Annotated in this window: 2 protein-coding genes; both read right to left on the bottom strand. The window is 40.6% G+C overall.

Going from position 1 to position 2,658, the window contains the following annotated elements:
• Window positions 1-108: 108 nt before the first annotated feature.
• Window positions 109-1,578 carry a DUF4270 domain-containing protein gene (locus tag ACMJ0U_RS04065; RefSeq protein ID WP_417128353.1) on the bottom strand — a complete coding sequence of 490 codons (1,470 nt, stop codon included), beginning with the start codon at window positions 1,576-1,578 and terminating at the stop codon, window positions 109-111.
• A 26-nt stretch (window positions 1,579-1,604) separates the two neighbouring features.
• Window positions 1,605-2,420, bottom strand: a complete 816-nt coding sequence (locus tag ACMJ0U_RS04070) for a glycogen/starch synthase (RefSeq protein ID WP_417128354.1) — start codon at window positions 2,418-2,420, stop codon at window positions 1,605-1,607.
• Between the last annotated feature and the right edge of the window lie 238 nt (window positions 2,421-2,658).

Consider the following 2,658-nt stretch of genomic DNA (forward strand, 5'->3'; position numbering starts at 1 on the left):
ACTATATGAAAAAACACAGAAAAAGGGCAATAATAATGGCATATAAAGTGATTATACTCTATCGACTTTATATGCCATCTTACTTTTAGGGACATTTACTGAATATCCCTATTTATTGAATTTCGGTTTGGTATAGATAACTTCCATCTTGATTTTTTCTCCTTCTTCCCCACCTATGAGTTTAGCTGAGTTTACTTCCAGATCGTGCGACAAACCGATGGTGTTTCCTTGAGAGTCTGTTTCGGTTTTTACCGGAATCAATACCATGGTATTGTATTTATCCCATCCTTCAGCCGGCTCTTCTTTGGTTCTCATATCGCTGAAAATCTGGCTGATCAAGCGGTTCACCTGTGAGAATGAATAAGAATTAGTTGTACTGCTGTAAGAACCTAAAAAGGTTGTTTTGCTGTCGTAATTCTTTCTTTGCTCAAAGAAATCGTTTACTTGATTCTTGCGAATAAGCAGCAAATACTGTGGAGTTCCCATTTTGTATGGGCTGTTTTCTGAATTTTCGCTCACATTCTTGTATTTAGTAAATGACATAGAAACGGAGTTTAATGTGTCATTACCCAGTGCCTCATACATTTCTTGTAATGGAAGTTCTACTTCTGTGCAGAGTCCAGCAGGAGTTTTCAGATAAGTATGAGCTTTTTCTTCAGCGAGTCTGTTTAACGCATCTTCGGAATTGTCCAGGCGCGTAGACATAAATACTTCGTTAGTTGCTGCAAAAGGAACTGAAGCATAAACCAAAGAGTCTAATTCTCCCTTAGAGCTGTCTACCCAATAGCTCACTTTCATGCGTAACCAGATGTCTCCAATATATAGAATGGAGCCTTCTCCACCTGTATTGTGTACATAAAATCCGTGCAATACATTATGGATAAAAGAATGGGCATCTTTGAAGTTATTCTTGTCTTCGTTATATTTAGCCTGCAGGTATTCGCTGAATGTGCCAGTTTTTTGTTCATCTCCAATGTTCCATGTGCTTTTTTTATCCAAGTCGATAATCAGAGGGGGGTAATACCCGTTGGCACTTTTGATGGAGTCAATTTCTGCATCTGTCCATGAGTTGTCACGTACGGCATATTCCTGCTCAGCCAAAGGTAATCCGTTGGCATTGTAGAAATCTTCAGGCTTATAGGACGTATAATATAAATCTAAATCTTCTCCATCGTCATCAATTGCTTTTTTCAACACGTCAACTCTCACCTTCATCGGAGCTAAGGAGTCACCAAAGAAACTAGCATAGGATAATTCCAGTGTGGTAGCTTCGATTTTTTCTATATGTTCCGGAAATTCAAAATCTTCCGTGCAATTGATTTGTGTGATGAAATCGGTGGTATACGTTCCGAAATCCGGATCGGTAAATTTACCCAAGTATGCGCTACTTGTACGGGAGAATACTCCGTTCGGATTCAGGTCTGTATATTTCAGGGTTTGTGTGGTGGCCTCAAAAGTTTGAGCTGATGCTGTGATTTCATCTGCATCTGCCACAAATTCACCGACACCTGTAGTGGTATCATCACAACTGTAGAGTGTGGCTGCAAGTCCGATTGCTGCCAAGAACTTAAGTTTCATTTTCGTCCTTTTTTATGTATTCATATTTATTCGGAAACGAACACCTTGTCATAGAATGCGTCGCACGCATCTGCATAGGCATCGCCCGAAGCGTATTCAAGCACCGGAATGTGCAGACTTCGTGCGTAGTCGAGCACATTCTGGTTTACAGTTTCGTCATTTTGAATCACTCCGTCGGAGTAGGCTACTGCCAGCTTGCAGAGTTCTTCGTAGTTTGCCGGCGACTTCATCATGCTGACATCTTTCGAAGTTACTTCCTTGAACAGCACTTGTTCGGCAAAGTTAGGAGCTAAGTTTGAATTAAATCCTTCCTGGTAGAGAGAAAAAATCACTTTCGAGTCGCGGAAAGAAGGTTCATCATAATAAGCCTTCTTGATATAAAGAGGAACCATCGCACTCATCCATCCGTGACAGTGAATCACGTCCGGACACCAGCGGAGTTTCTTGACAGTTTCCAACACACCGCGCGCATAGAAGATGGCACGTTCGCCGTTATCTTCATATTCTTTCCCGTTTTCATCGCATGTCATCTGGCGATGCTGGAAATAATCATCATTATCAATAAAGTACACTTGTCTGCGTGCAGCCTGGATGGATGCCACCTTGATGATCAGCGGATGATCCGTGTCGTCGATAATCAGATTCATTCCAGACAGACGGATTACTTCATGCAATTGGTTTCTGCGTTCGTTCACGATGCCCCATTTCGGCATGAAAGTTCTGATTTCGCGGCCTTTGTCTTGTATGGCTTGCGGTAAATTCTGGCCGATTAATGCCAGGTTACTTTCGGGTACGTAGGGAGTAATTTCTTGTGTAATGAATAAAACTTTTTTCGCGCTCATTGTATTATAGTTGCTCTTAACGACTGGCAAAGATACAAAAAATACACTAATGAAGCGAACCGACAGCCGTTTATAAATCCTTATAGTATGTTAATGTATTGATAAACAATGTGCTATATTTGTGTTTGCCGTACATTCTATACGGGATAAATTCGCTAAATGTCAAAAGAATTTTCTGTTTCTGTTTCTTTATGTGGCAAATAATTAGTTACTTTGCAGCCGTTTTCTGAATTTATGA

It is taken from the genome of Phocaeicola sp. (genome assembly GCF_048170425.1).
Lineage (GTDB): Bacteria > Bacteroidota > Bacteroidia > Bacteroidales > Bacteroidaceae > Phocaeicola.